The sequence below is a fragment of the Paenibacillus sp. SAFN-054 genome, assembly GCF_051966755.1.
Lineage (GTDB): Bacteria > Bacillota > Bacilli > Paenibacillales > Paenibacillaceae > Paenibacillus_AQ.
The window spans coordinates 947,471-973,637 of sequence record NZ_JBQCKS010000001.1; the positions used below are offsets into that span (position 1 = coordinate 947,471).

At 48.6% G+C, this 26,167-nt stretch carries 23 protein-coding genes, 1 pseudogene and 1 other annotated feature; of the genes and pseudogenes, 21 read left to right on the forward strand and 3 right to left on the reverse strand.

The annotated features are described in order from the left end of the window. Positions 1-10 precede the first annotated feature (10 nt). From ACTHPM_RS04500 to ACTHPM_RS04580, 17 genes are all read left to right on the forward strand, one after another. Positions 11-1,426: a hypothetical protein gene (locus ACTHPM_RS04500; RefSeq protein WP_440393976.1), complete on the forward strand. Its 1,416-nt coding sequence runs from the start codon at positions 11-13 to the stop codon at positions 1,424-1,426. 212 nt (positions 1,427-1,638) lie between these two features. Continuing rightward, on the forward strand, positions 1,639-1,977 hold the full coding sequence (locus tag ACTHPM_RS04505) for an ArsR/SmtB family transcription factor (protein ID WP_440393977.1): 339 nt from the start codon (positions 1,639-1,641) through the stop codon (positions 1,975-1,977). Positions 1,978-1,991: 14 nt separating this feature from the next. Beyond that, positions 1,992-2,456, forward strand: coding sequence for an SRPBCC family protein (locus tag ACTHPM_RS04510; protein ID WP_440393978.1), 465 nt, complete (start codon positions 1,992-1,994; stop codon positions 2,454-2,456). A 482-nt stretch (positions 2,457-2,938) separates the two neighbouring features. Beyond that, the gene (locus ACTHPM_RS04515) at positions 2,939-4,795 is read left to right on the forward strand and encodes an LTA synthase family protein (protein WP_440393979.1); all 1,857 of its coding nucleotides are present in this window, start codon (positions 2,939-2,941) and stop codon (positions 4,793-4,795) included. A 523-nt stretch (positions 4,796-5,318) separates the two neighbouring features. Continuing rightward, entirely contained in the window at positions 5,319-7,877 is a 2,559-nt protein-coding gene (locus tag ACTHPM_RS04520; RefSeq protein ID WP_440393981.1) for a glycosyl hydrolase family 95 catalytic domain-containing protein, read from the forward strand. 129 nt (positions 7,878-8,006) lie between these two features. Then, positions 8,007-8,267: a binding site (T-box leader), on the forward strand. 189 nt (positions 8,268-8,456) lie between these two features. Next, complete coding sequence (gene asd, locus ACTHPM_RS04525; RefSeq protein WP_440393982.1) at positions 8,457-9,542, forward strand: aspartate-semialdehyde dehydrogenase; 1,086 nt, start codon at positions 8,457-8,459, stop codon at positions 9,540-9,542. A 162-nt stretch (positions 9,543-9,704) separates the two neighbouring features. Beyond that, positions 9,705-10,496: a carbohydrate-binding protein gene (locus ACTHPM_RS04530; protein WP_440393983.1), complete on the forward strand. Its 792-nt coding sequence runs from the start codon at positions 9,705-9,707 to the stop codon at positions 10,494-10,496. A 309-nt stretch (positions 10,497-10,805) separates the two neighbouring features. Beyond that, a complete protein-coding gene (locus tag ACTHPM_RS04535; protein WP_440393984.1) occupies positions 10,806-12,245 on the forward strand; it encodes an amino acid ABC transporter substrate-binding protein/permease in 1,440 nt (479 codons plus the stop codon). After that, positions 12,238-12,966: an amino acid ABC transporter ATP-binding protein gene (locus ACTHPM_RS04540; protein WP_440393986.1), complete on the forward strand. Its 729-nt coding sequence runs from the start codon at positions 12,238-12,240 to the stop codon at positions 12,964-12,966. The genes ACTHPM_RS04535 and ACTHPM_RS04540 overlap by 8 nt, the downstream gene beginning before the upstream one ends. A 301-nt stretch (positions 12,967-13,267) precedes the next feature. Then, positions 13,268-15,865 carry a glycoside hydrolase family 98 domain-containing protein gene (locus tag ACTHPM_RS04545; protein ID WP_440393987.1) on the forward strand — a complete coding sequence of 866 codons (2,598 nt, stop codon included), beginning with the start codon at positions 13,268-13,270 and terminating at the stop codon, positions 15,863-15,865. A 157-nt stretch (positions 15,866-16,022) separates the two neighbouring features. Then, positions 16,023-16,280: a helix-turn-helix transcriptional regulator gene (locus ACTHPM_RS04550; RefSeq protein ID WP_440421443.1), complete on the forward strand. Its 258-nt coding sequence runs from the start codon at positions 16,023-16,025 to the stop codon at positions 16,278-16,280. A gap of 220 nt (positions 16,281-16,500) precedes the next feature. After that, complete coding sequence (locus ACTHPM_RS04555; RefSeq protein ID WP_440393989.1) at positions 16,501-16,746, forward strand: spore gernimation protein GerQ; 246 nt, start codon at positions 16,501-16,503, stop codon at positions 16,744-16,746. Positions 16,747-16,762: 16 nt separating this feature from the next. After that, entirely contained in the window at positions 16,763-17,149 is a 387-nt protein-coding gene (locus ACTHPM_RS04560; RefSeq protein ID WP_440393990.1) for a spore coat protein, read from the forward strand. Continuing rightward, the gene (locus ACTHPM_RS04565; protein WP_440395352.1) at positions 17,149-18,285 is read left to right on the forward strand and encodes a zinc-dependent alcohol dehydrogenase; all 1,137 of its coding nucleotides are present in this window, start codon (positions 17,149-17,151) and stop codon (positions 18,283-18,285) included. Before ACTHPM_RS04560 ends, ACTHPM_RS04565 begins: the two co-directional genes overlap by 1 nt. A gap of 27 nt (positions 18,286-18,312) precedes the next feature. Next, positions 18,313-18,525: a hypothetical protein gene (locus ACTHPM_RS04570; protein ID WP_440393991.1), complete on the forward strand. Its 213-nt coding sequence runs from the start codon at positions 18,313-18,315 to the stop codon at positions 18,523-18,525. Further along, positions 18,522-18,818 carry a spore coat protein gene (locus ACTHPM_RS04575; protein WP_440393992.1) on the forward strand — a complete coding sequence of 99 codons (297 nt, stop codon included), beginning with the start codon at positions 18,522-18,524 and terminating at the stop codon, positions 18,816-18,818. The genes ACTHPM_RS04570 and ACTHPM_RS04575 overlap by 4 nt, the downstream gene beginning before the upstream one ends. A 124-nt stretch (positions 18,819-18,942) precedes the next feature. Beyond that, positions 18,943-20,175: an aminopeptidase gene (locus ACTHPM_RS04580; protein WP_440393993.1), complete on the forward strand. Its 1,233-nt coding sequence runs from the start codon at positions 18,943-18,945 to the stop codon at positions 20,173-20,175. Between the two features lie 183 nt (positions 20,176-20,358). Here ACTHPM_RS04580 and ACTHPM_RS04585 read toward each other — a convergent pair. The 3 genes and pseudogenes from ACTHPM_RS04585 to ACTHPM_RS04595 form a co-directional block, all read right to left on the reverse strand. Next, positions 20,359-20,904 (reverse strand): annotated as a pseudogene (locus ACTHPM_RS04585) (ISL3 family transposase); the annotation flags it as partial. A 30-nt stretch (positions 20,905-20,934) separates the two neighbouring features. Then, positions 20,935-21,330, reverse strand: coding sequence for a carboxymuconolactone decarboxylase family protein (locus tag ACTHPM_RS04590; protein WP_440393995.1), 396 nt, complete (start codon positions 21,328-21,330; stop codon positions 20,935-20,937). A gap of 19 nt (positions 21,331-21,349) precedes the next feature. Further along, positions 21,350-22,555 carry an MFS transporter gene (locus ACTHPM_RS04595; RefSeq protein WP_440395353.1) on the reverse strand — a complete coding sequence of 402 codons (1,206 nt, stop codon included), beginning with the start codon at positions 22,553-22,555 and terminating at the stop codon, positions 21,350-21,352. A 122-nt stretch (positions 22,556-22,677) separates the two neighbouring features. Between ACTHPM_RS04595 and ACTHPM_RS04600 the strand changes: the two genes are divergently transcribed. The 4 genes from ACTHPM_RS04600 (at position 22,678) to ACTHPM_RS04615 (ending at position 26,144) form a co-directional block, all read left to right on the forward strand. Further along, on the forward strand, positions 22,678-23,514 hold the full coding sequence (locus ACTHPM_RS04600) for a helix-turn-helix transcriptional regulator (protein WP_440393997.1): 837 nt from the start codon (positions 22,678-22,680) through the stop codon (positions 23,512-23,514). 332 nt (positions 23,515-23,846) lie between these two features. After that, positions 23,847-24,482, forward strand: coding sequence for a WG repeat-containing protein (locus tag ACTHPM_RS04605; RefSeq protein WP_440393999.1), 636 nt, complete (start codon positions 23,847-23,849; stop codon positions 24,480-24,482). A 14-nt stretch (positions 24,483-24,496) separates the two neighbouring features. Then, on the forward strand, positions 24,497-24,928 hold the full coding sequence (locus ACTHPM_RS04610; protein ID WP_440394001.1) for a WG repeat-containing protein: 432 nt from the start codon (positions 24,497-24,499) through the stop codon (positions 24,926-24,928). A gap of 232 nt (positions 24,929-25,160) precedes the next feature. Next, positions 25,161-26,144, forward strand: a complete 984-nt coding sequence (locus ACTHPM_RS04615) for an NAD(P)H-quinone oxidoreductase (protein WP_440394003.1) — start codon at positions 25,161-25,163, stop codon at positions 26,142-26,144. Positions 26,145-26,167: the final 23 nt, after the last annotated feature.

The window sequence follows — 26,167 nt, forward strand, 5'->3', positions numbered from 1 at the left end:
GAAAAGGTGGATGCTTGAAAAAGAAGAGCGCGTGATGATGCAGGATGCCGATGAAATAAAAAGAAATGCCGAATCGATACCTGAAATGAAATTGGCAGCAGCTGTACGGAGCGGAGTAACGATGGGGAGGAGACGCGAAATGAGGCGTGTCTATAAATATGGTGCAGTTGCAGCAGCGGCCGCTGCTGCAGCGGTTATCATCCTGTTCTCGACCGTGGGCTTACCCCTAAGGGATATCGAGGAGAAGACCATTCAAACCTCGAGCGAGAACAGCGTGACCGATTTCGAATCATACCGTCCGATTGGACAGAGAGATTCAGGATTTGCCGCGGCCATGGAGCAAGGGTTACTGAAGCCGATCAAGCAGGGCGTTGAGAAGAACGGCTACCGCGTGGACGTTGCTGGCGCCGTTTCGGACGGGCGGAAGGCTTTTATCATGTTCAGCGTGCAGAACCATACGAAGCATGTGTCCAGTCCCGTCGTGGACTCTTTGTATTTGGGTGACGTCGAAGCACCTTCTGCGAAAGCAGCGGCCATAAATGTGAGAAACAGTTCCGGCATCATGCCCGGAGAAACGGCTTACTATGTTTATGCCACGAACCTTTTGCCATCGGTTAAATATGGTAAGGATGCGAAGTTGAGCGTTAAAGTGTGGGACACCAAGTCGCAAGTGTATCAAAAGGGCTTGGACATTTCATTTCCGCTGGATACCGACGCATTGAAAGAAACGGAAAGGATCTATCATCCGGAGGAAGCCTTAACGGTGGACGGTCAGAAGATCAACGTGCGGCAAGTGCAATTTACGGCGCTTAATACGTATGTTGACCTGGAATATGATCAAGCCAACGACAAACAGATTTTCAAAGTGATCAGCCCCGTAATGATCGGGAAAAGCGGGGAACGCATCGAGAAGCTGTACTATCCGCAGAGCGTGTTGGATGATAACACGAGGGTCACACTGGTATATAAGAAAAGCCGCCTCGATCAGATGGATCAGACATCACTGAAAATATTCGGTATTGCTGCGGTGAACAAGGAACAACTAAAGGTTGTCGTTGATTTGAAGGAGAGAAAGATCGTGTCCGCACCGGATGCCAAGCTTCAAATTCTTCCGGAGAAGGAGGATCAGAATGAACTTTACTTTTATCGCTTGTACGAAAAGGCCCAAGCCGGGGAAGGCTTTGGCATGTGGCTGGCTCCGACCTACACGGATGCAAACGGGGAAAAGCATGACAGGAAGTCTCCGCAAAACGTCAGTCATGGAGGGACGACATATTCATCCCGTGACCATACCATGGAGGATGAAACAACCTATAATTTCGGTGACGGTGCCAGTCAATTGCCACAGCCGCTAACGATTGAGGTTAAACAATATTGGATGCCGATCATGGAAACGCAAAGCGTGGAATTGGCCTCAAAATCATGATTTGTGTCCCTTTACTCAGGGATAAATCTGGACTCAGCCTGATACAATCCTTGCTGTTGTCATACCCATACCAAACCGGATTCTCTTGGGGAATCCGGTTTAGTATGTTCACCCTCGAATTCAAGATAAATTTATTTATATTCCTTTACAGGAATATTCACTTTGTGGTATATTGGATTCAAGACAAGAAATGGAAGGAAGCCGGTTCACGAATGAATGCGAGCATATTTAGCGCCCTGGCTGAACCCAACCGATTCCACATCGTCGAGCTCCTGCGATTTAGTCCGTTAACCGTCGGTGAAATCAGCGACAAGATGGAGATCCGTCAGCCCCAAGCCTCCAAGCACTTGCGTGTGCTGCTGGATGCCGGGATCGTCGAAGTTCATGCAGAGGCGAATCGGCGGATTTATAGCCTGCGCCAAGAGCCTTTTCAGGAAATGGAAGATTGGCTGAAATCCGTAAGCCGCGCTTGGGAAGAAAGACTGGATCAACTGGATCAGTATTTGCAGGTACTTCAAGAGAAGCAGAAGAATGGCGACTCATCTAAATAATGGAGGTTCCCTAAATGGCTGAAGTACGTACACAGGATCGGGAAATTACTTTGAATCGGTTGTTGAAAGCTCCACGCGAGCTGGTCTGGGAGGCTTGGACGAAGCCCGAGCATTTGGTCCATTGGTGGGGGCCAAGAGGATTTACCATTACGCTGCAGCAATTTGATTTCCGGCCTGGAGGCCACTGGAATTTTACGATGCACGGTCCGGACGGAATGAATTTTCCGAACTTGATCACTTTTATCGAGATCAGCAAGCCTGAACGTCTCGTATACACGACCGGAGATGGTGAAGAAGACAGCCCGGGACAATTCCAGACAACGGTTACGTTTGAAGCTGACGGTGACTGCACGTCTCTGACGATGCGGATGCTGTTCGCAACCGCCGAAGAACGTGATTTCGTTGTGAAGGAATATGGGGCGATCGAAGGCGGGAATCAAACGCTCGACCAGCTGGAAGAAATGTTGGCTAAGTTGTAAGGCCGTCTCCATCCGATTGAAGAAGAAGCAGCTCTCCAGTGTGTTGCTCCCGTCAGCTAGAGGGATGCAGCCGCAGGTTGGCTGCTTTTTTGTGCCTTCTTGCCGGTATGGATGAAGAGCTTGTCCGTGCTCTACTAGGCTCGGTTCATTGCAAAATGTGTAGGAATGCCGTTTCCGCGTAATTTCATTTGAAATATATTAAAATATAAAAATGAGACCAGGATCTTTCCCAAACATGAAAAAAAGAGTATAATAGCCCATTGTGTCTGCATGGTTATGACATTATAGGCATATGGAAAGGATAGGCTTTTTACATGCTTATTCCTTGAAAAACGGAGATTTCCATGCGATGGACCCAGAATTGGGTGGCTTGGTATGTTTAGAGCCGTGCCTAAAATATTAAATAGTGATGGAGGGCATATACAAAATCTTCTAATTTACTGTAAAAATATAATTCGAGAGGGTAGGAGGAAGAAGCACGCATGAACAAACGATTTAGCATGAAAAATGGACCCATATTCTTGTTTAGCTTTATCCTGCTCCTGAAAGGCGCCGTAGCTTGGTTCGTCGTATTCAACGACGGCCCGAATTGGAGCATGGTATTTACGGAAATACCATTTTTCATCATCGTATTCAGTTTAATCGAATGGTTTGCTACGAAACGAAAAATATTGTATTACATGATCGCCAATCTGTGCATTACCGCAATCTATTTTTCCGTCCTGATGTATTACAAATATTACGGGGTAATCGCCACTTATCATGCCCTTCAGCAAGTCGATAAAGTCACCAAGGTCGGGGAAAGCACGTATTCGCTGATCACACCGTATTATTTGTTTATTTTCATAGACATCTTCTTTTTCCTGTTCTTCATGTTCCGTCCCAAATACATCGCCAAATGGAAGGAAAGAGGAGCGAGACGGATGAACCGGACGGCGCTGATCGTTATCACTGCCGTTTCGTTTGGACTATGCATCTTTAACATCTGGCCCAACCACGCAAGCATGAACGAGATCAAGAAGGCGGAAAGCATGGGAATTCTCAACTACGAAGTGTACACGCTGTTTGCGGATACCCGCGAGAAAGAGGAACTCATCGATTCCAAGGAAATTACGCAAGAAGCTGTTGATGAGCTAAAAGGCAATAAGGCACCGGTGACGCCGCAGTACTGGGCTGCTGACAAAGGCAAAAACCTCATCGTGGTGCAAATGGAGTCCTTCCAGAATTTCTTGATCGGTTTAACCCTGAACGGCCAGGAAATCACACCGAATTTGAATAAGCTGGTACAAGAAAACACGTACTTCAACAATTTTTATTCGAATGCAGGCCAAGGTACGACCTCAGATGCCGAATTTGTGGTCAACACATCTTTCTATGTGCCTAAAAACGAGCCCGCCACTTCATCCGATTATATGAAAAAAGCGCTGCCGAGCCTGCCGAGATTACTCAGTGCGAATGGTTACGACACGGCGACCTTTCACACCAACAGCGTGGATTTCTGGAACCGTAAGGATCTATATAAATCCATTGGCTTTGATAAGTATTATGACCAATCTTTCTATGGCGACAATGACCATATCGCTTTCGGTTCTTCGGATGAAGTGCTGTTTGCGAAGACGGTGCCGGAGCTATCCAGGATGGACGCAAAGGATAAGCCCTTTTATGCCATGGTTATTTCAATGAGCGCACACCATCCGTTCCGGATTCCTGAGGAAAAGTACAAAATGAAGCTCCCGGAAAGCTATGAGGGTACGCTGCTGGGTGACTATATACGGGCTCAAAATTATGCGGACTACGCGATGGGACAATTTTTGGAGGATCTAAAAACAAGCGGACTTTGGGATGACTCCCTCATCGTGTTCTACGGCGACCATCAGGGCGTTCCGATGTACACGCTTGGAAACAAGGAAAAGGATCTGATGGAAAAACTGATCGGCCATGAGTATGGCTACACCGACATGTTCAACATTCCATTCATTGTCCACTCTCCAAGCGGTAAGCTGCCTGGACGCATCGAACAGACCGGAGGTCATGTTGATATTCTGCCGACCGTTGCCAATCTGCTTGGCGTGTCGATGAACCATCAGCTTCATTTCGGGGAAGATTTGCTGAACCAGCATACGAATCTGATCCCGCTGCGACACTTCCTACCTACCGGTTCTTATCTGAATGACCATACGATGTATGTCACCGGGAAAGGCTATGAGGATGGAACCAATTACAGTATCAGCGACAACACGGTGACGCCGGACGGATCGACAGAGGCGCAGTTCATGGCTGCGCAGCGCCTGTTGAACCTGTCCAACAGTTATATCATGCAGCTGCCGGATCAGAAATAATAGAAGGATCACTCCGCCATCATCCTTGCGGGGTGATCCTTTTTTATACACGTGAAATTGAGCCGGGAAAGCAGCTTACAAAACTGTAAGGTTCGTGTAAGCCTGACAAATAGGAGATGAAGCCGATTCTTTATATACTGTGAGTATACTTTCAATTTGACAATCTGCAGGAAACCCATGAAATAAAGGGAGCGATTTTTTATGGAAAAGAAACAAAACATGCTTTTAAACATCATCCTCATTTTGTTCATCGTCTATTTTTCTTACCTGGCCTTTGGCAGACTGATCGGACATATAACAGGGGTAGGAGTACAGTTATTTGATTTTGCTTTCCGAGTACTCTCACATATCATGAGCTTTTTTGCTTTCTGACAAGATTGCTAAGCCTTATTCTGCATAACCATTCGTTCGTAACAAATCCCAGCCTGACCATAATATAATCATACAGTTGAAGCGTACGGCTCCGTTATTATAAGGGATGTAAGCGCTTTTCCAAACATGAACGCTGGGAGTGTGAGCATCCGTGAATAAAAGGTTCGTTGATTCGAAGATCGATTATGCCAAGCTGGTCTCTCAGGGAGATTTGCACTATGAGCACACGGTCAAACGAAGCGAAGGCGGCCTGCCGCTGGGAAACGGCAGAATGGGTAGCCTGCTGTGGACTTCGCCCTCCGCCTTGAAATTTCAGATCAATCGGGTGGATGTCTATGCAAACGGCAGAGATACGAACAGCTTCAATCAAAGGCATCTGGATTATGGCTATGCATGCGGGTTTGTCGATATCGATTTTGTCGACTTTGGTGATGATGTTTTCCTCGATGGCAGCATCCGGCAGCATTTAAGCCTTTTTGACGCAATAGCGGAAGTTTCAGGTTCCGGCATCTGTACACAAGCATTTGCCTCTGCTAACGAGGACGTATTCGCCATTAGGGTGCGGGACGAAAGGAAAGATCCCCAAACGGTTAATGTCAAATTGAAGATGATGAGACCCGCGGAGGTCGTAACGAAGAATCATTTGGCTATCTCCAGCCTGTTAAGTTATGACGGTATCATCGTTTTGAAGCAGGAGTTCCGGGAGGGGAACTATTACTGCGGATCGGCCGTTGCCATCGGGATATCCGGGCGCGAGTCTATGGCAAGGATGAACGATGAATTTGGGGGCAGACAACCCGTCGGGGAGTATAGAAAAACCCGGGTCATCGGCCAGCCGACCGAAACAGAGCTGCGTTTATGCGTGAAGCCGGGTCAGGGAGAATTCGACGTTTTCATTGGGAGCGCCTCCAGTTTTAATGAACAGGAAGATGTTGTGGAGGCAGCTATCCGCCAGGTTCAGCAAGCGGCCAAGACCGGTTTCGAAAAGGTGCTTCAGAATCACAAGTCATGGTGGAATGCATTCTGGGAGAAATCCTATATCAGATTAAGCAGTGAAGATAAGAGCGCCGAATTTGTGGAACGTCACTACACATATTACTTATATTTGATGGCGTCAAATTCAAGAGGAGGGGCATTCCCGCCGAACTTTGGCGGCATGCTGCTTAGTCCGCGCGGAGATCTTAGGCACTGGGGAGCCATGCATTGGTGGAACAACATGAGCTTGTATTATAACGCAGTCCTGCCAACCGGACATGTTGAATTGCTGCATCCTTATTTCGACATGTACTCATCCATGTACGATTCCTGCGCATTGGCAGCCCGTCAGCAGTGGGGAAGCCAAGGCATTTATATCCCCGAGGTCGTGTCTTTCGATGGCATGGATGCACTTCCAGGCGATATCGCTTCGGAAATGAGAGAGCTGTATCTAGCGCGTAAGCCGTGGGACCAGATGTCCGATCGGTTTCGGAATTTTGCGCAGTCGAAACGACCGCATGAGAGCCGCTGGAACTGGAAGTATACCGAGCGCTACGAGGATGGGCAATTGACGTATGTCGAACGGGGCTACGGTCCTTTTGGTTTCACCACGCACATGTTCGCTTCCCAGGTCGGCATCGCTTATCATTTCTGGTTGTACTACGAATATACGAAGGACGAGGCATGGCTGCGCGAACGGGCATACCCGATCCTGAAAGGCGTAGCCGAGTTTTTTCGCCACTTTCCTAACGTCCGACAAGATGAGGACGGAATGGTTCATATCTATCATACAACGAGCGATGAGAAGTATTACGACGGTATAGATACCATGGATTCCATGGCCGGTATGCATACGATCTTTCCAATTGCGCTGAAGGCATCGGCTATTTTGGGTGTAGACGAAGATTTACGATCGGCGTGGCAGGAGCTGTATGATCACCTCGCACCGCTCCCACGCAGCGATCACCCTGGCGCAGTGTTGAAGACCCGAGAGAACGAACCTCCCGTGTGGGTGGGCGCGCTGGGCCCCGTATTGGACGGCAGGAGCGGCATCAGCTTAAAGCCAGGTGCATTCGGCAGCTTGAGCACAATGGAGACGGCATACGGCGATAGGGATTTGTACGAAACGACGTTAGCTACGATCCGCTACCAGGAGAAGCTGCTTGACGGGGACTGGAGTAAGGCAGCCTCCGAAATGTCGAGTGCCGCCCGCGTCCTTGCCCATATGGGATTGGCCGAGCCTTTCAAGCAGGTAGTACTTGCGCAGCTGGAGTGTGTAAACGCAGAACGGGAATACTGCTATTTCGATGATACCGGGCGCGTTCCCTTTTTTGAGAATAGGCTTACCGTCCGGGAAGGAATCAACTGTATCAGCATCCAGCGGTTGGGCAATGCAGCTTCGGCGCTTCAGGCAGCACTCTGCCAAAGTCAGCCACCTGGCCCTGGAAAGACGCCGGTAATTACGGTTTTTGGTGCTTGTCCGGAGGATTGGGACGCGGAAATATCCTTATGGTGCCAAGGAGGTTTTGTTGTCACGTCTGCCATTCAGTCCGGTACGATTCCCTTCGTTCATATCCGTTCTGTCCTCGGAGGGATATGCAGCATCCGAAATCCTTGGGGAGAAAATGCAGTGATCCGGAAGCTGGCGGATGGCCGGGAAATCATCATGCAAGGTTCACTGCTGGAGTTCGAGCTGCAGAAAAATGAGGAAACGGAGCTTTACAGATCCCGCTAATACCAGAAGGGCGAAACCTTCGTTCGGTCTGTGTCCCGTTAACTCAATGCCGCCATCTTAAGCCGGAGCACGGGTCCTCAAAAAAAGGGTTTACCTCCGAATGTTTTTTATATATTATAAACGTAATAATCAAATGCGATGACGAGAAGAGTAGATAAATGAATTCTTTCACAGAGAGCTCCGGCAGCTGAAAAGGAGCAAAGAGCCGTTTATTGAATAAAGCCTCAGAGCAGCACATCGGAACCTCGGAAACAGAGGGATGTTGTGCCAGGAGCTCCTGTTACAGAGCTAGAGTATATGCATGATGATGCCGTACTCGAAGAGGCTGATATGGCGACATATCGGCGAATCCTGGGGTGGTACCACGAGTAGACAAATCTCGTCCCTGAGACTGCGGTCTTGGGGATGGGATTTTTTTGTTGTTTTCATGGAAATAACAAACACTCATGATAATGGTACACCGAACCGGATGATTGAAGTATGATATTAAAAAGAGGGTTTGCATAAGCCTGATCCGTGCAGCGGATGACAGCAAATGCAGGAAACATGATGCCACGATCGAAAGGAAATGAATGTCTAATGTCAGAAAAACTTAAAGTTGGTATTGTCGGAGGAACAGGAATGGTCGGTCAGCGCTTTGTTCAATTGCTGGATGAGCATCCCTGGTTTGAAGTGACAGCTATCGCGGCGAGCAGCAGTTCTGCAGGCAAAACGTATGAGGAATCCGTTCAGGGAAGATGGAAGATGTCTGGTCCCATTCCCGAACAAGTAAAGCATATCGTCGTTCAGGACGCCTCCAAAGTTGAAGAGGTTGCCGGTGATGTCGATTTTATTTTTTGCGCAGTCGATATGAAGAAGAATGAAATTCAGGCCTTGGAAGAGGCTTATGCTAAAACCGGTACGCCCGTTATCTCCAACAATTCAGCGCATCGCTGGACGCCTGACGTGCCGATGGTTATTCCGGAAATCAATCCGGGGCACATCGATGTCATTGCAGCGCAAAGAAAGCGGCTCGGTACCTCAACCGGCTTCATCGCGGTCAAGCCGAACTGCTCGATTCAGAGCTACGTACCGGCTTTGCATGCGCTGCTTGATTTCAAACCTACCCAAGTGGTCGCCTCGACGTACCAGGCGATCTCCGGCGCAGGCAAAAACTTCACGGATTGGCCGGATATGCTCGACAACGTGATTCCGTATATCGGAGGCGAGGAAGAGAAGAGCGAGCAGGAACCGCTTCGCATTTGGGGCAGCGTGGAGAACGGCGAGATTGTCAAAGCAAGCTCTCCCGTAATTACGACGCAGTGCATCCGGGTTCCGGTAACGGATGGACATTTGGCCACCGTCTTTGCTTCCTTCGAGAAGACACCTTCGAAAGAAGAAATTCTGGATCGCTGGCTGAAGTTCCAAGGACGTCCGCAGGAGCTGAACCTGCCAAGCGCGCCGAAGCAGTTTATTACGTACTTTGAAGAAGACAACAGACCGCAGACCAAGCTGGATCGCGACATTGAGCGCGGCATGGGCGTTTCCGTCGGAAGACTTCGTCAGGATTCCATATACGATTTTAAATTCGTCGGATTGTCTCATAACACGCTGCGCGGCGCGGCAGGCGGTGCCGTGCTGATCGCCGAGCTGCTGAAAGCTGAAGGCTATATCCAAGCCAAATAATCATATGATTCACGTCATGCGAGAGCTATTGAATTCGTTCATTGGCTCTCGTTTTGTATAAACGGGGAACGACAGAATGTCGCAATTTGGCAGGATAACTCGGATGCACATCGAATGATTTAGGGAGATGGTCTAAAATAAACCGGATGAGGAGAATGCAGAATGACCCGAATTGATTTGGAAATTCGTAACTCGGATAGGACGGTGCTGGCAGCAAGCTCGGATAAGGGACAGGCCCTTCTCGTTTATCGGCAAGCCTACTTGCCGGGAGACGAAATCGTTTTGAGAAGCGAGGATGCCGGCGTATTTATGGTGATTCAGCTTGATGATGCCATGGGGCCGGCCTTTGTTTATTTGAACGGCCACGAATACCGTTTCGTCATTCCTTTTGACGAGAAGAAGAAATCCTACTCGCCTAAATCCTTCAGCGGTGAATTGCATGCGCTTACAGCCCGATTGGCTGCCCAACATGAAACCGAAGGATATAAGAACGTGGCCCTGAATGTGTACGATCAGCATGAGAACAAAACTTGTTTTCCCCATGCCTTCGCGAACGTTGAAACCCGCGGTGAATCCGTATTTGCCGCTCGAAATGCGATCAATGGGAACAGCATCAATTTCTCCCATGGCAAATGGCCATTCGAATCCTGGGGGATTAATCAGAAGGAAGATGCTGAAATGACGGTCAACTTTGGAAGAGTTGTGGAGATTGACAAGATTGCGCTGACAATCCGGGCTGACTTTCCCCATGATAATTATTGGGAACGGGCAACGCTCGTCTTTTCTGATGGAACTACATACACCGCCGAACTGACGAAAACTCATCTGCAGCAAGTCATCGATTTGGAACCGCGCAAGGTGGAGTGGGTTACGCTGAAAGAGCTCATAAAATCGGATGATCCGTCCCCATTTCCCGCATTGGCCCAAATTGAAGTCTTTGGACGCGAAGCCTGAGATTAAGTGGGGCTATGATCGGAGACCGGCTAAGAACGTATATATTCAATTTACAGTCAGTGCGGGTAGTTCCGTACTGGCTTTCTTTTTCTAGCATGAATGTCCGTGAAATTGAAAATGCTTTATATGTAAGCCGGGCTTGTTTGTAATATATTTCTAATAGTAATCGATCTAATTGTATGATATAAATTTTCGGTATAGCAAAAATTTTGATTCATGCCATTACAGCCCAAACAGGCAGCAGCTGTTTAAGAAAGATTGTTAAATGGGTAACTTTCTTAAGACGTTGTTTAACAAGAGGAGGACCCTATGAAAACCGTACGAGCATTATTACTCACCCTATCTTTTCTGCTTCTCATAACGGGGATTCCCTATGTGACGGAGCCTGCTGGAGCAGCGCCATCCACGGGAAAAACGTATCAAATCGGAACGGATATTACGTTTGCTCCCTTTGAATTCCAGGATGTGGACGGCAAATTTGTAGGTATCGACATGGATATACTCGCAGCGATTGCGAAAGACCAAAACTTTAAGTATGAAATCAAGCCTCTCGGCTTCAACGCTGCCGTTCAGGCGTTAGAATCGCGTCAGGTGGACGGCGTTATTGCCGGCATGAGTATCACGGATGAGCGCAAGCAAAAATTCGATTTCTCGGATCCGTATTTTGATTCCGGCGTACTCATGGCTGTTAAGGCAGATAATACCGACATCCAAGGCTACGAGGACTTAAAAGGGAAAAAGGTAGCCGTAAAAACAGGTACCGAGGGTTATAGCTTTGCGGAGTCGATGGCATCCAAATACGGTTTTACCATCGTTCCCTTCGATGATTCTTCACAGATGTACGAAGACGTGAAGGCAGGAAATTCCGCCGCATGCTTTGACGATTACCCCGTGCTCGGCTATGTCATGAAGCAGGATAAGGGATTGAAACAGGTGACCGAGCCGACGAAAGGAGCTTCCTACGGATTCGCTGTGAACAAAGGGCAGAATCAGGAACTGCTTCAAAAATTCAATGCTGGCTTGGCCAACCTGAAAGCGAATGGCGAACTGCAAAAGATTAAGGATAATTACATTTCAAATGAAAATTCGAAACCTTTAAGCCGTGCCGAGCTAATCAAGCAGTCATTTCCGCCGCTCCTTAAAGGTCTGGGCAAAACGCTGGTTTATACAATCGTGTCCTTGTTTTTCGCTTTTATCCTAGGACTGATCTTTGGTTTTATGAAAGTGGGACGCAATAAGTGGCTGCGCGCCATCGCAACCGTATTCGTGGACCTGTTCCGCGGCATTCCGCTGATTGTACTCGCGTTCTTTATCTATTTTGGCATTCCGCAGGCGTTTGGCTTCAAAATGCCGCTGTTCGTCGCAGCGGTGCTGACGCTGAGTCTGAACGCTGGAGCTTACGTCACTGAGATCATCCGCGGGGGGATTGAATCGATTGACCGCGGTCAGATGGAGGCTGCAAGATCTCTCGGATTGCCTTACCGGAAATCGATGCTGAAGATTATCATACCGCAGGCAATTCGCATCATGATTCCGTCTTTCATCAATCAGCTTGTCATTACGCTGAAGGATACATCCATCCTGTCGGCCATCGGTTTGGTCGAGCTGACGCAATCGGGGAAAATCATTATCGCGAGAACATTCTCCTCGTTTGATATCTGGCTCATGGTTGCCATCATGTATCTGATCGTCATCACCATTCTGACTAAAATATCGAATCGCCTTGAAAGGAAGGTGCGTCATGGGTAAAATCTGGGTTGAAGGACTTAAAAAAAGCTTCGGTTCCAATGAGGTACTGAAGGGTATCGATATGCAAGTGAAGGAAGGCGAGGTTGTATGCGTCATCGGCCCGTCCGGCTCCGGCAAAAGCACATTTCTGCGCTGTCTGAATCGTCTGGAGGAAATTACAGCCGGCCATGTGGTGGTCGATGACCAGGACATCAACAATCCGAAAACGAACATTAACAAGGTACGCGAAAACATCGGCATGGTATTTCAGCACTTTAACCTTTTTCCTCATTTCAATGTACTGAAAAATATTATGTTCGCTCCGATGGAACTCGGCAAGCAGACCGAAGCACAGGCCCGCGAAACGGCGCTGCGTTTGCTGGAGCAGGTTGGGTTGTCGGATAAAGCCCAAGCCTTTCCAAGCCAGCTGTCGGGCGGGCAAAAGCAGCGCGTAGCCATCGCCCGGGCTCTGGCCATGAATCCGGACATCATGCTGTTCGATGAGCCTACTTCGGCGCTGGATCCGGAGATGGTCGGCGAAGTGCTCGGCGTTATGAACGACTTGGCGCGCGAGGGGATGACGATGGTTATCGTCACGCATGAAATGGGTTTTGCCCGGGAAGTAGCTGACCGTGTTATCTTCATGGATGGCGGTTACATCGTCGAAGAAGGCAGGCCGGAGGATGTGTTCGGCAGTCCGAAGCACGAGCGTACGATCAGCTTCCTGGAAAAGGTATTATAGATCCACGCCGCAATAACTTGGAAAGGTGCGCTTATGCGCACCTTTTTTTATATCAAGCGGTTGATGCTGCACGGAAAGTCATAAATGTATAAACCAATGAGTCAGATTTCTGCATTTCTATTCGATGGATTTTTTTGTACATTGAGGTTAACCGAGGTCTGTTGCACTTCGGTAATGAAAGGCTTGTAAGCGCTTCATCTCGCAGGACTCCTAACAAGAAGAGAGGTGGACTCATGCATGGGCACCGGTGACCCAAAAGCGAAAAAAACGAACGAAAAATACGAATAAGGGAGGATCATATATGCGCACAAAAACAAGATGGTTCATGGCATTCCTGATGCTTATCTTCGCCTTGCCTCTGACACCTGCCGCATCGGCAGATCCCGCTTCGCTCCGCAGGCCGGTATCCGATTCTAACCCCATGTTCATGCTCACGGTTGCAAATAACCAGCCTCAATCCACCGTTCAAAACATTTACAATTCTGTTCCCGATGATTTGAAACCATATGTCGTGTTAAGCCTCTACTATGAACCAATTACCGACAGCAACGCACGTGCCTGGATTAATGAGCAGCTTACTCTTTGCGACCAGCTGGGCGTGAAGGCGAATGCGCAGATCGGGAACGGTTGGACAGGGTCTTCGATCGATAAGGCCTTTGTGGAAAGCCTTTACCAGAACCATGCCTCATTCATCGGGCCTTTGTTTGCGGAGTTATACGGCACCAAATATGCCACGGTTGCGGACATGGTTAACCTTTCCGCTCAGTATGGAGGTTACGTCTTCAACGTGGAGTATACTAATGGCGGAAACGGCATGCTGTCTGCGCACTCCTCACCCGCCATGCTCTCTGCCATGAGGGCGCATCCCGACAATTACATTCCGATCGCCAAGCAAACGACGAACTCGAGATTCCACGAAACGGAAGCGATCGCAAACGGGCTATGGACCAGCGGCTTGTCAGGCAATTGGGGGGTCAATCCGGACACCTGGACCTGGTGGGAGACCGGAAGAGGGAAGCTGTTTGCGCCTGAGCCCGGACCCCGGGGAGCGAACGGTTACAAGGCTCTGACAACCTACCCTGAGGCTCAATTATCCGAAGTTATGCTGCAGTCCGCTCTCGCTGGTGCTACGGTATTCGCCAATTTCGAACATTACACGTACACGAGCTTCCATGACGGCGAGACGACGCCCAGCTTCGAAAAAGAAATCGTTCCAACCATGCGCGAAATCATCCATCAGCACCTGATCCCGACTCGCGAGGAGGTCAGGTCTAAAATCAAGGTGGCGTGGGTCAGCGATAACAATCAAATCAACGATAACTACTATTCCAATCTGTATGCCGACGGGACCAACAGGGATTGGCTCCGGACTTCCGGGAGATATTATATCGTTCCTTTATTGGTCGGAGGCACGAACGCAGCGGAAAGAAGCCATTTTCCGAATGTACTGAACACAAGCCAGTATAAGGCGCTGTTTCCAACAGAGGCTCATAAGCTGACTTACTTTAACGCCCTGTATCCGATGAATTCTCAAGGGGAAGCAACCGCCCAAAATTTTATGAACAGCAAATGGTTGGTCCAGAACAACCTCGAAAACACCAATCGGGTTCAGGACGTCGTTGTTTATCCCAAGGTAAACACCGTCAATGCAGTGAAAATGACGATGCCGCCCAATACTTATGCGGTTGTCAGCGAACAAGAAAACTCATTAAGCTTTCATGTCGGGAATTATAACGTGAAGAAAGATGCAATATGGTCACAGGGGAATTGGAGCAACGCCGACTTTCAAAATTGGGTTAAAACGGTCTATCAGGTCGCACCGGACGAGACTGACGTGAGAACGACCGTCATCGAGGTCGCCGGACATAACGGAGGCAGCAAACCTTCGATTGCCATCGAAGGCTACAACGGATACACCGCCTACACCTATACGGAAAACTGGAATGCTTCCACGCAAACCTATACGTTATCGATTATGCATAACGGCATTGTGAACGTTACCATTAACGCGGCGGGCAGCAACACGGATCATGGGGTGCCGAACGAGAACATTGCTTTGAACAAGCCTTCAACTGCCCAGTTTACGGCTACCGGTTACTCTGCTTCCGCAGCCAATGATGCGAATCCAACGAGCTTCTGGGACGGTGGAGACTACCCTAGTTGGTGGCAGGTTGACCTTCAAGCCGTGTATGACATTCACAATATACAATTACGGAATTATGACGACGGATCCAGATACTACCATTACAATCTTCAAGCAAGCGTTGACGGAACACACTGGGTTGAAGTCGCCTCCAAGATGAATAATAATGTGGCTTCCGCCGCTGGAGATTCTTATAGCGTTGGCATTTCAGCCCGGTATTTAAGGGTCAACATGCTGTATAATTCAGCGAATCACGGGGTTCACATTCGGGACTTTAAGGTGTTCGGATCGCTGAATAAGGGGCCTGTCAACAAAGCTGCGGGCAAACAACCGAGCACTTCGGCTTCTTTCACGAACGGCTCCCGGCTTACGGACGGAAACATTCAAACCGGCAGTTATATGGACAGCACGCCAAATGGCGGAACGCAATGGGTGCAGTTGGATTTGGGCGCCATGTATGGTCTAAGCAGCATCAAGCTATGGCATTATTACGGTGATTCCAGAGCTTATCATGACGTCATTGTACAGGTCTCGAATGATCCTCTGTTTACTTCGGGTGTGACAACTGTGTTCAACAACGACCAGAATAACAGCACCGGAAGGGGTGCCGGAACGGACAGCGAGTATGCAGAGACATCCGAAGGGAAGAGCATCGCGTTCGATCCGGTCTATGCAAGGTATGTCAGATTCTATAGCAGCGGAAACACGGTCAATGATAAAAACCATTATGTCGAAGCGGAAGTGTACGGCTACTGACACTTAACCCCAAGGTATCGTTACGTTTCACAACAGGCTTAAGCTGATTGAAGCTTAAGCCTGTTATTCATGAGATCAGCAAAAACAATGGTGAATAAAGTCGGCTTTCGAACGGAAATTCTTGAAAGAAGTGGGAATCATGACGATGGATAAGAACATGCTGATAAGCATTAAACAGTTTAAATTAACCGAACGGGAAACGGAAATCATGCAATACTGGATCAAAGATTATAGCTGCTATGAGATCGGAAGGAAGCTCGGCATCAGCCCGAATACTGTTAAATCACATCTGTCCAGAATCAACATGAAGATTCAGGTGAACTCAAAGGCGTCCCTTATTCTTAAAATGATGGAGGTCTCGTCAGCGCTTGATATGCCTTTTCCGCGAAAAGATGCCGATACCGGGTTGTCATGATCGATCCGGGTAGCTTCAATGATGCGAACCCACATTTTTGCATTGCGGCAAGCTTAGACCATTCATCACATATGTCTCACTTGAAGGAGCCACGCGGCAGCGTGGCTTTTTTGCTGTATTCGTGAACAGACATGGCTACGGTAATATGCCGTATGAAGCCAAGGGAGTCAGGAGATACTATCGCTGCACACTCTCATTAGGGAAGGAGGGAATATTTCCCGTGAAACCACATCCTCTTGCACCTCATGAATCGCTGGAATTACACGAAGCGCTGAACTTCAAGACGCTTTGTTTGGCCAAGTCCAAGCTGATGCAGGGAATCGTCTTTGATCAGGAATTGAAAGCTTTAATGCAAAAAGACGTTGAACAGAACACGCAGGCTATCGCAGACCTGCAGGCTATTTATGGCCGTGCGCCTTTTCATGCTCCCGTTCCTCCAAACAAGCCTACGCCAATCCTAAACTAATTGAAGGTGAACAACGATGAATCATGATTATTTGGATCCGATTAACTCGCTTAATATGCCAGAGATGGCGGACATGACTTTTGCAATGGATTTTTTGATTCGTGCCAAGGAGGGCGTACGGAATACGGCGATCGCGCTCACCGAAACGGTTTCCCATGATGCGCGGGTGCTGCTGCGGGCACAGCTGAAGCAAGGGATTGCCTTGCACCAGGAAATTACGGAGCTGATGATACGCAAAAAGTGGTTTCATCCGTATGAGCTGGATGAGCAATATCAGCTGGATCAATTATCTGCTAAAAACACGGCTATGATTGCTAACCTGAACTTATTTCCTGATGATACTTCCCGGAAGGGAATGTTCGACCGGACGCCAGATGAACATATTGGGGGACATCAAGCATGATGAAGGCCGTAACATACCAAGGGATCAAGAATATCGTCGTCAAGGATGTACCGGACCCCAAAATCGAAAAACCGGACGACATGATCATCCGCTTGACGAGTACCGCCATTTGCGGCTCCGATCTGCACTTGCTGCATGGAATGATACCCAACCTGCAGGAAGATTATGTTATCGGTCATGAACCGATGGGGATCGTCGAGGAAGTAGGCCCGGAAGTCACGAAGCTGAAGAAAGGCGATCGGGTCATCATCCCTTTCAACATCGCCTGCGGCGAATGCTTTTACTGTAAGAATCAATTGGAAAGCCAATGCGACAATTCGAATCAGAACGGCGATATGGGAGCCTTTTTCGGTTATTCAGGCACGACGGGTGGATATGCGGGCGGACAAGCGGAGTATCTGCGTGTACCCTTTGCGAACTTCACGCACTTCAAGATTCCCGAGAATAACGAGAACACGGACGAAAGTCTGTGCCTGATAGCGGATGCCATGACGACCGCGTTCTGGAGCGTCGATAATGCAGGTGTTAAAAAAGGGGACACAGTGATCGTTTTGGGATGTGGCCCGGTGGGACTGCTCGCACAAAAGTTTTGCTGGCTCAAGGGGGCAAGCCGGGTCATTGCTGTCGATTATGTCGATTATCGTCTTCAGCATGCCAAGCGTACCAACCATGTTGAAACCGTTAATTTCGAGCAGGAACCTAACGTGGGCAATCTTCTTAAAGAGATGACGAAGGGCGGAGCCGATGTAGTCATCGATGCGGTCGGAATGGACGGCAAAATGAGCGATCTGGAATTCCTCGCCAGCGGAATGAAGCTTCAAGGAGGAACGCTGAGCGCTCTCGTGATTGCATCCCAGGCGGTGCGTAAGGGAGGCACGATCCAGATTACGGGTGTATACGGCGGCCGGTATAACGGATTTCCTCTTGGAGACATCATGCAGCGCAATGTCAACATCCGATCCGGGCAAGCACCCGTCATCCACTACATGCCATACATGTATGAGCTGATTACAACAGGGAAGGTCGACCCGGGAGATATCATCACGCATGTGATTCCGCTTTCTGACGCGAAACGGGGATATGAGGTTTTCGATACGAAAACGGACCATTGCATTAAAGTCATTTTGAAGCCATAAGAGGCTTGTTCATAGGGGGTACAAGACATGAATCCGACTTCGTTTGCTTTACATGAAATACTAGAGGTACACGAGATCGCCGCCTTCAAAACGGTAGGCATGACCAAATCCAAAACGATGCAGTTGCTGGTCTCGGATCCAGAATTGAAGCAGATTCTGCAGCAGGATGCTGCATCGTCGGCCGCCCAGCTGCGGGAGCTTGGGACCATACTCTCCAAAAGAAAGGAGACGACGCAATGAATCCGATCATCGAAAGCCTTACCGGGATGAATGTATTGACGGATGAAATCATCGCCATGGATTTTCTGAACACAGCCAAGAGTGGCGTTCGCAATTACGCGATGGCGGTGACAGAGTGCGTCACGCCGGAAGTGAAGGCCGTGCTGGCCAATCAGTTGGAGCAAGCGATTGATACCCATGAGAGAATCGTCGATTATCTGATCGGAAAAGGCTTGTACCAGCCGCACAACCTGACTGCACAGATTCAGCTTGACTTGAAGAACATGGAAACTGCGCTGAACCTTCCATCCTAGCCTCCCTTCTGAAATCGCGAAACCAATGTGAGATGCAGGAAGCACCGTTCGGAGGAACGGTGTTTTTTTCATATCGAAATCGATTATAATAGAGAAGCATTTTGAACGAAATGGAGGAATCTAGATGTATCCAACCCAGCAGCAGCTAACAAATTACGCGGAGCTAGCCGTCAAAGTAGGCGTGAACGTCCAACCCGGACAGACTGTCGTGGTAATGGCACCGATTGCGGCCGCGGACCTTGTACGTCTCATTAGTCTGAAAGCATACGAAGCCGGTGCTCACAATGTCTATGTGGAATATAACGATGAGCAGCTGTCGAAAATCAAGTACCTGCATGCTCCGGAAGAAGTCATTTCCGAGTATCCGCAGTGGCGGGCAACCGCCATGGAGCAGTATGCTGAGAGCGGAGCGGCATTTATTCAGATTTATTCACCCGATCCGGATCTGCTCAATGATGTAGAGCCTTCCCGTGTTGCGACAGCCGCGAAAACGGCCGCCACCGCTTTGAACAAATACCGCAGCTATCTGATGGCCCACAAAAATGCCTGGACGTTGTTATCCTACGCCACGCCTGAATGGGCAAGCAAGGTATTTCCCGGTGAAGAGGGTGATGCCGCGCTGCAAAAACTGTGGGAGCGCATCATTGACGCTACACGGATCGATCATGACAACCCGGTATCGGCATGGGGAGTACATAATGCGAAACTCGGTGAGATGGTTCAATTTTTGAACGAGAAAAGCTACAAGCAGCTCCATTATGAAGCGACAGGGACGTCGCTGACGATAGATTTGCCGGATGGGCATATTTGGCTTGGAGGAGCCAAATATAATGCGAGCGGTGTCTTGTTTAACCCGAATATCCCGACGGAGGAAGTATATACGCTTCCGAGCAGGGACGGCGTTAACGGAACCGTCCGCAGCACGAAGCCATTGAATTATAATGGTGTGGTCATCAACCATTTTTCTTTGACCTTCAAAGACGGTAAAGTCATCGATTTCTCCGCCGAAGAAGGGGCCGAAGCGCTGCAGAAGCTGTTGGATACGGATGAAGGCGCGCGAAGATTAGGCGAGGTGGCGCTTGTTCCACACGATTCTCCGATTTCGAATTCGAACGTGACCTTTTACAATACGTTGTTCGATGAAAATGCCTCCTGCCATCTTGCACTAGGTCAAGCCTATCCGGTCAACCTTCAGGGAGGCAAAGATATGAAGGCGGAAGAACTGCTGGGCAAAGGCGCGAATCAGAGTTTGGTGCACGTCGATTTCATGATCGGTGCAGCCGATTTATCCATCGATGGCATTACACAGGACGGCCGCAAGGAAGCTATTTTCCGTAACGGAAACTGGGCGTTCTAGGATGTAAATATGATTTTCGCTCGCTTCGGCTTCAATTCAAGAAATCGCTCTTCAGCTGAAGAGCGATTTCTTGGCGTTTAACCGTGTTTATGAATTTGAGGAGATTTTTTTCGCCTAAGCTTATGTGTTGTATATAGAATGAACTGTAATTTTTGGCTCAATCTCAAAATCAGTGCTTGACTGTTAGCTTAACATCTGATGGCGGTTGCATTCAATGAGAATGCCTGCTTTATAGCGACTGCGATTTCGTTTGAAATAATGACGGCGCTGAAAAGCTTTAATGCGATTATAGCGACCTTCTACTATCGCGTTAGTCCAGCGGCACTGATGATAGTTCACGATCTCCTCTTTCCAATTACGCATCGTCTTGAGGGTGCTTCGAACGGCGGCGTGGTCAATTTGATCGCCTTGTTCACACCAACGCTCAAATCCCAGTTTGGCAACGCTAAAATTGGGCGAGCAGTCATACCAAGTAGTAAACGCTTCTTTCCATTCCCACACGCTTCGAAGAAGCGGAGAGTAGTTCAGCAGCACTTCCAAGCGCTTTCTACTTTCCTCACCAAGTGATTCTACTGACGGATTCAGCAAGCGATGACCGGCTTTCAGATAAGCCTTTGCCCGCGGCGACAGCGTACGCTGGACGCTTTTACGAACTTCCTGTACACTTTCGATCACATAACCGTGAACATGAAATCGATCTGCAATGCGAATCGCATTCGGAAAGCATTTATGCCTTCCCAGATGTCCGAAGATAACGGGTTATTTCGATTTGAGTTTTCTTTCTTCAAACACTTTTGCTGCAACGGTAAGTATCGTGTTTAATCCTGCCGGAAATCCCGCGTAGATGATCATTTGCATCATGCATTCGACGATCTCCACTTCGGTCCACCCTACATTTAACGCGCCGTTGATGTAAAATTTCAGCTGTTGCGTATTTCCCATGGCTGTAAGACCGGCCACGGTGGCAAGAAGGCGTGATTTCAAATCCAGACCGGGGCGGGAAAAAATTTGCCCATAGTTAAATTCTACGGCCAATCTTCCCAGATCCGGTGCTACGGAATCCTGAAAGCTGTCCACGATGGCCTTATAATTTTCACCATCGATTTTAGACAAAACTTCCATTCCTTTTTTGTAGTTTTCATCAACAAATGTCATGCTAAATCCATTCCTTTCTTCATGAACTTATCGTTTGCGGCTGTTCCCACCGTTTTTTGTTTCCCAGAGCAGCGCTCATCCCGGCCGCAATCATGACCATGCCGCAAATGCAAACCCCCGTCCAGTGCCACTGGGTCCATGCCCATACCCCTAAATAGGATCCCAATGCTCCCCCCAGGAAGGTGCAAACCATATACAGCCCGTTCAATCGGCTTCGCGCGGAAGCCGAGAGGCTGAAAATGTTGGCTTGACAGGCCACCTGATTCGCCTGTGTTCCGACCGTCAACAAAAAAGCGGCCAAGATCAAAGCCGGTAGCCAGTGTCCCGCTGTCACGGCGATCAGGAAGGAGATCATAGCCGCAAGCATACACATTTTGTTGGCGAAAGAAGCACCCTTTCTATCGATGACCCTTCCGATTATAGGTGTAGCGATCGCGCCACCGATTCCTACCAGACCGACCAGACCGACGACAGCGCTGCTATAAGAGTAAGGGGGCGCTTGCAACAGGAATCCTATTGTCGTAAAAAATACGCTAAAGGATCCAAAAATCATCCCTTGACTTAAACAAGAACGCCGAAGCACGTCTTCTTTCATAAATAGAGGCCCCAGGGAAAGAAGAAGTCTGCGATAAGGTAATGAGGCCGTTCCTTTGCTTACGGGAAAGCGGAGCCGAATCAGTAGGGCAAGCAGAAGCATGCATCCGAACGAAATCCAGTACATGCTTCTCCATCCCCACAAGCTATCCACCAAGCCGCTGACAAGTCTGGCTCCCAGTATGCCGCAGACCAGTCCGATGGCTACCGTCCCCAGCACTTTTCCGCGATTGCGTTCATCCGCCATCCCCGCGGCCAAAGGAACGATAATTTGCGGAATTACCGTGGTTAAGCCAAGACAGAAATTACTGACGATCAACCATGTAATCGAATCGGAGAGAGCCGCTGATACCAGTGACAGGCTTGCCACGCCCAGCAAGGTAAGAATCAGTCGGCGTCTTTCGAAAATGTCTCCCAGCGGTACGATCATAAGGTTCCCTAGGGCATAACCAACCTGGGTGAGTGTCGTCACGATCCCCGCCTCGGCTTCAGCCGCCCCGAATGTTCCGGCTATATCGACCAAAATGGTCTGGTTCAAATAGACGTTCGCTACGGCAAATCCGCAGGCTGCCGCCATAAGCGCAATCAGACCTTGCGTAAGCCCGGGTCTGACGTTACTTTGCAATACAATCACTCCTTTGTCTTCAAATTGGAGTTGCTACAGTTGTAAGATTAATGCAGATACAATACTATGAATAGAATCGTATTTATCATAGTATTAAAAGTAATGGTTTTAACGAAAGGAAGTTGATCATGAGCGATCAGGAAGAAAAACGCAGGGAGTTAGGAAAGTTTTTAAAATCGAGACGTTCCAGACTTACTCCTGAACAATTCGGATTGCCCGTAGGGCCGCGACGGAAAGTCCAAGGCCTGCGCAGAGAAGAGTTAGCGCAGATTGCAGGCATCGGTCTTACCTGGTATACATGGCTGGAGCAAGGAAAAAATATACAAGTTTCTACCCAGGTACTTGAATGTCTCGTAACGGTCATGCAGCTTAATGCTGAGGAGAGGAATCATCTGTACAAGCTAGCTCTCGGGCAGCTACCAGTAGAACAAACGGCTTCGATCGAGGAAAGCCTTATTCCGATCGTACAAAACTTCATGAATGAATATGAGAGATGTCCGGCTTATGTGACAGATCAGCGGTGGGATATATTACTTTGGAATAAAGCGGGCGAGCAGGTCTTTGGGAATTTTGAAAAGATGGATAAAAAAGAGAGAAACGCGATTTGGCGATGCTTTGCTTCGCCCGCTTACCGGAATCTAATTGAGGATTGGGAAAACCACGCAAAACGACTATTGGCTCAATTCCGGTCAACAAGCACTCCATTTGTAGGGGAAAACTGGTTTAAGGATCTGGTCGCGGAGTTAATGGTGATCAGTCCCGAATTCAGGCAATGGTGGCCGAGTTATGATATTTCGGGTACACCAATCGGCAAGAAAATGATCAATCATCCGCGTGTTGGAACAATGGTTATGGAACATATCACCTTTCGAGTTTACGACGCGCCCGAACTGAAGCTAACTGTTTATCGCCCTCTTGAAGAGAATGATACTGTGCAGAAAATGATCCGTTTACTGAAAGAATAGGAGGCTGCCGGCATTGGCCGGAGCCTCAACGTTTTTAAGCACTCAGGTTCAGCAAACTTGAGTGATTGTTCAACCGATTGTATCGGAAGAGCCTTCTGTAGCGTGTTGGGGTCTGACAAATTCGTAAACCTATACTAACGCAACATCACAGCGTTTTTTCGTCAAGCACTGATTTTGGCATTGAGCCTAATTTTTCTTGCTATTTCTTGATGTACGGGTGGTTTACTTAATTTAAAAATGATCTTTCTTTAGTTCAATCTATGTAGTTAACTTTTCATCAGCGGTTTGCGTTTTTATAGGTATAGCAACAAAAAGGGAAGGAAGTGTATTGGTTGAAGAAACGCGTTCTGATTCTGTTGTCCGCATGCATTGCATTATGCGTATCAAGCTTTGGTTCTACTGCAACAGCCGCATCGAAACGGACGGAATCCTATCACAAAAGAACGATTGATGCGAGCATCGTGGTTCCCCGGAGTGATGGTGCATTTCATGATGGCCTGCTTTTGGCAATGAAATCCGATGGGCAGCGTGTTTATTATCACGTCAATGGGCAAATTGCTTTTCAGCTTCCGGCCGAAGTGACGCCTGTTAGCGATTTCTCAGCACAAAGAGCGATCGTGAAAAACAACATCACGAACTTGATGGGATTCGTGAATACCAAGGGGGATTTGGTCACGCCACTTCAATACGAGGAAGCGGATTCCTTTTCCGAGGGTGTGGCGTATGTGAAATGCAATGGTGAGAAGTATCTTATCGATCGATTTGGAAGAAGCGTTCAACGCCTTCACCTGGATGTGCATTCGACCTATCAATTCAAAGACGGGTTGGCCACAGCCTATGATGCAACAACCGGGGAAGTAGGCTACATCAATAAAGCGGAACAGGTGATCATTCCTTTGAAGTACAGAGCAGGACGGGATTTCTCGGAAGGACTCGCTCTAATCGGCAGGGCAACATCGGTTATGTGAATGCTTCCGGAAAAATGGCAGTGCCACTGCAATACAAGTCCGGGGGCGATTTTAACGAGGGTTTGGCTCCGGTTCAGCATCATAACGGTCTATGGGGCTATATCAATACATCAGGGAAAGTCGTGATTCCGTTTCGGTACGCATCTGCTGATTCCTTCAGCGAAGGCTTGGCAGCAGTAGCCAATCGGGAGGGACACATAGGTTATATCAATTCCAAAGGAAAATGGATCATCCCCTATACGAGTTATAACCGGGGAACAGGCTTTAAGCATGGGTTCGCAGTTGTAGGTAAGGGGGATAACGCAACAGGCACATTCGGATACATCAATCGAGTGGGGCGGCTCGTGACCAAGCTGGAATACAGATCGGAATCCGTTCCCTTCAATGGCATGGATATAGCCGTTGCGTATAAAGTCGCCGGAATCGCCCATATCCTGACCCCCTAAAAAGACGGGAAGAAGGACAGCTAACTGACCACCTGGCACATAGGTTGGCTCAATATCGGCATAATATGAAAAGTGTGGAGATTAGCCATGCATTTGCAGGGTAATTATTTACCTACTATAATAAAGAAGGTATATAATCGTATGTACTTAACCAATCGGTTTTTGATATCGTTCGCAGGTTAAGCCTAACGTTACCATACATCAAGAATCTGACATCATAGGAGGTAAAGGTATGATTGGAATGACAGTAAACAGATCGGTTGAAGGTAATCCGCTAGAGGCACAAGAGGTAGACTTGCCGGTCCCTGCAGCAGGCGAACTGCTGATCCAGGTACATGCTGCCGCGGTCAACCGTACGGACATCGTCACGCGGCAAGGCCAGGTGAGTTATATGACGAATCCGGTGCTGGGCGTTGAAGTTGCGGGCACTGTCGTTGAAACGAAGGGTTCGTCATCCGGCTTTGCTGTCGGGGATCGTGTCATGGGGCTCGTGAACGGGGGCGGTTATGCGGAATATGCCGTTATGCCGGCTGACCGGGCCATGAAAGTGCCAGAATCGTTCAGCTTTGAAGAAGCAGCGGCGATTCCAGAGGTGTTCTTAACAGCATATCAAACGTTATTTTGGATCGGGAAGCTGCAAGAGAACGAAGCGGTGTTAATTCATGCGGGAGCAAGCGGCGTTGGAACGGCGGCCATTCAGCTGGCCAAAAAACTGCGGAATGCCAAAGTTATCGTAACCGCTGGAAGTCAGGCCAAGCTAGAGTTTTGTCAAAAACTCGGCGCGGACGTTCTCATCAATTACAAACAGCAAAATTTTGATGAAGAAGTTCTGAAAGCCACGGACGGCCGAGGGGCCGATGTCATTCTGGATTTCGTCGGCGCAGACTACTGGCATCAAAATCTGAATAGTATCGCCCAGTCCGGTCGTTGGGTTCTCATCGGTACTCTGGGAGGCAGCGTGATTGAGAAGGTGGACATGCTGCCGCTCATGCTCAAGATGGTTGAATTGACCGGCACGCTGCTGACGCCAAGAAAGGATGAATACAAAGCCCGTCTTACCGAGGATTTCTCTAGAGACGTCATGCCGTTTATGGAGAAGAGAGATATCCTGCCTATCGTCGATACCGTGTTTCCGCTCCTTCAAGTAGAGGAAGCGCACGCGCATATGATGAACAACCGCAATATCGGAAAAATCATTTTGCAGGTGCAGACCTAAAAGAAAACTGATCGACACAACTA

Coding starts and splice junctions, on each gene's coding strand:
- asd (WP_440393982.1), top strand. CDS start 8,457: ATGTCAGAAAAACTTAAAGTTGGTATTGTCGGAGGAACAGGAATGGTC.
- ACTHPM_RS04540 (WP_440393986.1), top strand. CDS start 12,238: ATGGGTAAAATCTGGGTTGAAGGACTTAAAAAAAGCTTCGGTTCCAAT.
- ACTHPM_RS04505 (WP_440393977.1), top strand. CDS start 1,639: ATGAATGCGAGCATATTTAGCGCCCTGGCTGAACCCAACCGATTCCAC.
- ACTHPM_RS04500 (WP_440393976.1), top strand. CDS start 11: ATGCTTGAAAAAGAAGAGCGCGTGATGATGCAGGATGCCGATGAAATA.
- ACTHPM_RS04545 (WP_440393987.1), top strand. CDS start 13,268: ATGCGCACAAAAACAAGATGGTTCATGGCATTCCTGATGCTTATCTTC.
- ACTHPM_RS04565 (WP_440395352.1), top strand. CDS start 17,149: ATGAAGGCCGTAACATACCAAGGGATCAAGAATATCGTCGTCAAGGAT.
- ACTHPM_RS04530 (WP_440393983.1), top strand. CDS start 9,705: ATGACCCGAATTGATTTGGAAATTCGTAACTCGGATAGGACGGTGCTG.
- ACTHPM_RS04535 (WP_440393984.1), top strand. CDS start 10,806: ATGAAAACCGTACGAGCATTATTACTCACCCTATCTTTTCTGCTTCTC.
- ACTHPM_RS04560 (WP_440393990.1), top strand. CDS start 16,763: ATGAATCATGATTATTTGGATCCGATTAACTCGCTTAATATGCCAGAG.
- ACTHPM_RS04610 (WP_440394001.1), top strand. CDS start 24,497: ATGGCAGTGCCACTGCAATACAAGTCCGGGGGCGATTTTAACGAGGGT.
- ACTHPM_RS04570 (WP_440393991.1), top strand. CDS start 18,313: ATGAATCCGACTTCGTTTGCTTTACATGAAATACTAGAGGTACACGAG.
- ACTHPM_RS04515 (WP_440393979.1), top strand. CDS start 2,939: ATGAACAAACGATTTAGCATGAAAAATGGACCCATATTCTTGTTTAGC.
- ACTHPM_RS04510 (WP_440393978.1), top strand. CDS start 1,992: ATGGCTGAAGTACGTACACAGGATCGGGAAATTACTTTGAATCGGTTG.
- ACTHPM_RS04590 (WP_440393995.1), bottom strand. CDS start 21,330: ATGACATTTGTTGATGAAAACTACAAAAAAGGAATGGAAGTTTTGTCT.
- ACTHPM_RS04550 (WP_440421443.1), top strand. CDS start 16,023: ATGCTGATAAGCATTAAACAGTTTAAATTAACCGAACGGGAAACGGAA.
- ACTHPM_RS04580 (WP_440393993.1), top strand. CDS start 18,943: ATGTATCCAACCCAGCAGCAGCTAACAAATTACGCGGAGCTAGCCGTC.
- ACTHPM_RS04600 (WP_440393997.1), top strand. CDS start 22,678: ATGAGCGATCAGGAAGAAAAACGCAGGGAGTTAGGAAAGTTTTTAAAA.
- ACTHPM_RS04615 (WP_440394003.1), top strand. CDS start 25,161: ATGATTGGAATGACAGTAAACAGATCGGTTGAAGGTAATCCGCTAGAG.
- ACTHPM_RS04575 (WP_440393992.1), top strand. CDS start 18,522: ATGAATCCGATCATCGAAAGCCTTACCGGGATGAATGTATTGACGGAT.